The sequence below is a fragment of the Mesorhizobium sp. M0207 genome (assembly GCF_040321995.1).
Lineage (GTDB): Bacteria > Pseudomonadota > Alphaproteobacteria > Rhizobiales > Rhizobiaceae > Mesorhizobium.
This window is the reverse complement of record NZ_JAMYSQ010000066.1, coordinates 1-2,866: the sequence shown is the minus strand read 5'-3', so window position 1 is coordinate 2,866 and position 2,866 is coordinate 1. Positions and strand designations below refer to the sequence as shown.

3 protein-coding genes and 2 pseudogenes are annotated in these 2,866 nt (G+C 61.3%); 3 read left to right on the top strand and 2 right to left on the bottom strand.

What is annotated here, in order from left to right; all coding sequences use genetic code 11:
* Positions 1 to 285 precede the first annotated feature (285 nt).
* Positions 286 to 450: pseudogene (locus tag NKJ15_RS32835) on the top strand (LysR family transcriptional regulator); the annotation flags it as partial.
* Here NKJ15_RS32835 and NKJ15_RS32830 read toward each other — a convergent pair.
* Both NKJ15_RS32830 and NKJ15_RS32825 read right to left on the bottom strand, forming a co-directional pair.
* The gene (locus tag NKJ15_RS32830; protein ID WP_352819835.1) at positions 437 to 1,642 is read right to left on the bottom strand and encodes a beta-ketoacyl-[acyl-carrier-protein] synthase family protein; all 1,206 of its coding nucleotides are present in this window, start codon (positions 1,640 to 1,642) and stop codon (positions 437 to 439) included. The pseudogene NKJ15_RS32835 and the gene NKJ15_RS32830 overlap by 14 nt on opposite strands.
* Positions 1,643 to 1,918, bottom strand: coding sequence for an acyl carrier protein (locus NKJ15_RS32825; protein WP_352458906.1), 276 nt, complete (start codon positions 1,916 to 1,918; stop codon positions 1,643 to 1,645).
* A gap of 575 nt (positions 1,919 to 2,493) precedes the next feature.
* Between NKJ15_RS32825 and NKJ15_RS32820 the strand changes: the two are divergent.
* Both NKJ15_RS32820 and NKJ15_RS32815 read left to right on the top strand, forming a co-directional pair.
* A pseudogene (locus NKJ15_RS32820) lies at positions 2,494 to 2,595 on the top strand (LysR family transcriptional regulator); the annotation flags it as partial.
* Positions 2,596 to 2,692: 97 nt separating this feature from the next.
* The coding region (locus NKJ15_RS32815; RefSeq protein WP_352819837.1) for a transposase at positions 2,693 to 2,866 on the top strand (174 nt) is incomplete at its 3' end.

Genomic DNA, 2,866 nt, shown 5'->3' with positions numbered 1-2,866 from the left:
CCACCACGACCCTGCGCAAGCATGTCGCGGATCTGGAGGCCAGCACGACGGCGCGCTTCGAAGCGTCGGCCAAGACAGGCAAGGTCCGCAGGTTCAAGGAGTTCGTTGACGGCGCCCGCGGCGCGGCCGGGCCGGCAGCACTCAGGCGACTATAACGGGCGCAGAGCCGACCCTGCGGCTTCCAGACATTGTCGTGTACAGCTTCAGACCCTCAAGCCGAGCCCCGCAGGGCCTCGCTTACCTTTTACGGGGCGGCGGTACGTCCAAGCCGCTTCAACAGTTAAGAATTTCGCAAAGACGATACCCCCGGATCGTCGAGCTTCCGCTGCCACTTCCCGCATTCGCCGAGGCGGTCAATGACCCGCCCTTCACAATAGTTATCCGGCAAGCATCTGGATGCGAGAGATAATGTTGCCGGAGGCATCTCTCATGGCTTCTACACCTGCCTGAACGCCAGAACCGCGTTCGTGCCGCCAAAGGCGAAGGAGTTGCTCAGTGCCACGCGCACCTTGCGCTCGCGTGCCACATTGGGCGTGACGTCGAGATCGCAATCGGGGTCCAGCTCACGATAATTGGCAGTCGGCGGCACGACGCTCTCGCGGATAGCCATCACGCAGGCGATCAACTCGAGCGCGCCGGACGCGCCGAGGCAATGCGCGTGCATGGACTTGGTAGAAGAAATGGACATTGAGAAGGCGTGCTGACCGAAGACGCGCTTGATCGCCGCCGTCTCGATCTGGTCGTTGGCCTTGGTGCCGGTGCCGTGCGCGTTGAGATAGTCGACATCCTCGGCGTCCAGCCTGGCATCGGCAAGGCAGGCCCGCATTGCTGCCTCCGGCCCCTCGACAGTCGGCGCGACGATGTCGGACGCATCGGCGGAAAGGCCGGCACCGGCAATTTCGGCAAGGATGGTGGCGCCCCGAGCCAGGGCATGCTCGTAGCTTTCCAGCACCGCCATGCCGGCGCCTTCACCAAGCGACAGGCCCTGGCGATCGGCCGAGAATGGCCGGCAAGTATCGGGCGAAAGCACGCGGATCGCTTCCCATGCCTTCAGCACACCCCATATGAGCGGCGCTTCGCTGCCGCCGGCAAGCATCACGTCGGCCCGGCCGAGCCTGATCTGGTCCACCGCGCAGGCAATCGCATGGTTTGCCGAGGAACAGGCGGACGTGACGCCGAACACCGGCCCGCGCAGACCAAGACTCATGCTGACCTGGCCGGCAGCGGCACCCGGCATCGCCTTGGGTACAGTCAAGAGAGCGGCACGCTTACCGCCCAGAAGGATGGCGCGGTAGGTTTGCTCGATCGCATCCCACCCGCAGCCGCCAACGCCCACCGTCGCACCGAAGCGATAGCTATTTCCCTCTTTGGAGGAAAGTCCGGCCTGACGCATGGCTTCGCGCGCCGCAAGCACAGCGAGCAGGCTGAAGCGGTCCATGGAGATGAGTTGCTTGCCGTCCATGTCATGCTCCGGCAGCGCCTTGATCTCGGCACCGATCCTGACCCTCAATTCATGGAGCTCGGAGTTGACGATTGGGCCGATGGCGGAGCGGCCTTCTCGCATCTCTGTCCAAATGGCGGCGGCGTTGGTCCCAAGCCCGCAAATACCGCCAATCCCAGTAATCACGACGCGCCTGTCCATTCACACCCCCTTAGCGAGCAAGCTGCGCACGGCTTCCACCATGTCCCCAACATTCTGGAGATCCGACCATGCCTCGGCCGTATTCATCTCGATCTGGATGCCGTAGGCCTGCTCCAGGTCCCAGAGAACGTCCGCCAATCCCAGTGAATCGATACCGAGCGAAGTCAGTCCCGTGGCAGCCGTTATCTCGCCGCCTGTGGCAGGCGCTATGCCGCCCTCCGACGCGGCGCGCTTCTTGATAATGGCGATTATTTCGTTGGCGAGTTGATCTGCCATCTTGTTCCTTTCCAGCTTGCGTTTTCGGCGTCGTTCAAAACCCGAGTCGCGTCGCGTTGCCAAAATTGCCCCTCATAGAGCCTGTGCGACCGACCAAGCCCAATGCCCATAGGAACCGGACGAGTTCCGGCTTCTGCGGCGTCAGCCCGATGACGAAGAAAAGTCGCCGGCCTCCCGCTTTTGCGCCAGCACATCAAGAATCTGCGTGTAAATGGATAGGAACCGTCGTCAAACGTCAGCTAAACGCTGCGACGGTGGGTGCTGTCAGCGTATTCACTCGGCACCTCATATGTAATCGAGATGTTTCATAGCTCCGGACCAGTTGCGATCAACTATTGTACCGGTCCGCCATTCGTCGGAGAGTTCGACATGATCGGAGCGCTGCTTCTCATTCCCAGTACAATCTCCACCGCACGCGACAGATTTCCTCTTTCGGGCTCTTCTCAAGGGACTCGCCACGCGATAGAGGCAGTGATCGGCGCACGTGAGGTCCTGCCAAGTCCATGCGACATTCCGGAAAATTGGTAAAATCGTTTGTTTCAATCAAATGCATCCACGCTATGGATAGCTAAGACATGCGTTTCAAAGGGCTCGATCTGAATCTTCTCGTCGTTCTCGACGCGCTGCTGAGCGAGCGCGGCCTCACGGCGGCGGCACGCCGCATCAACCTAACCAAATTCATGGGGGTTGGTGGATGTGGCGCAAGCCGTTGAAATGACGTAGGATTTGGTTGCTTAAGCCGATCCGAACCATTTCCCGGAGACCACACCCACCATGAACGATCTTGCGCTGCCGCTGAGCGGTTTGTCATCAGTCGGCGGCAAGTCCGTCGTCGCCCGTTTCGACGGCGGCATGCTGTCGTCCAACAGCGGCGTTCTGGCCTTGGCCGAGGTGGAAAAGCGGTTGCGGGTGGCCGAGCGTCTGGCGCGTTGCATCGACGATCCGCGC

Bases quoted from the DNA above. Each gene is read 5' to 3' on its own strand.
- NKJ15_RS32825 (WP_352458906.1), bottom strand. From the start codon at position 1,918: ATGGCAGATCAACTCGCCAACGAAATAATCGCCATTATCAAGAAGCGC.
- NKJ15_RS32830 (WP_352819835.1), bottom strand. From the start codon at position 1,642: ATGGACAGGCGCGTCGTGATTACTGGGATTGGCGGTATTTGCGGGCTT.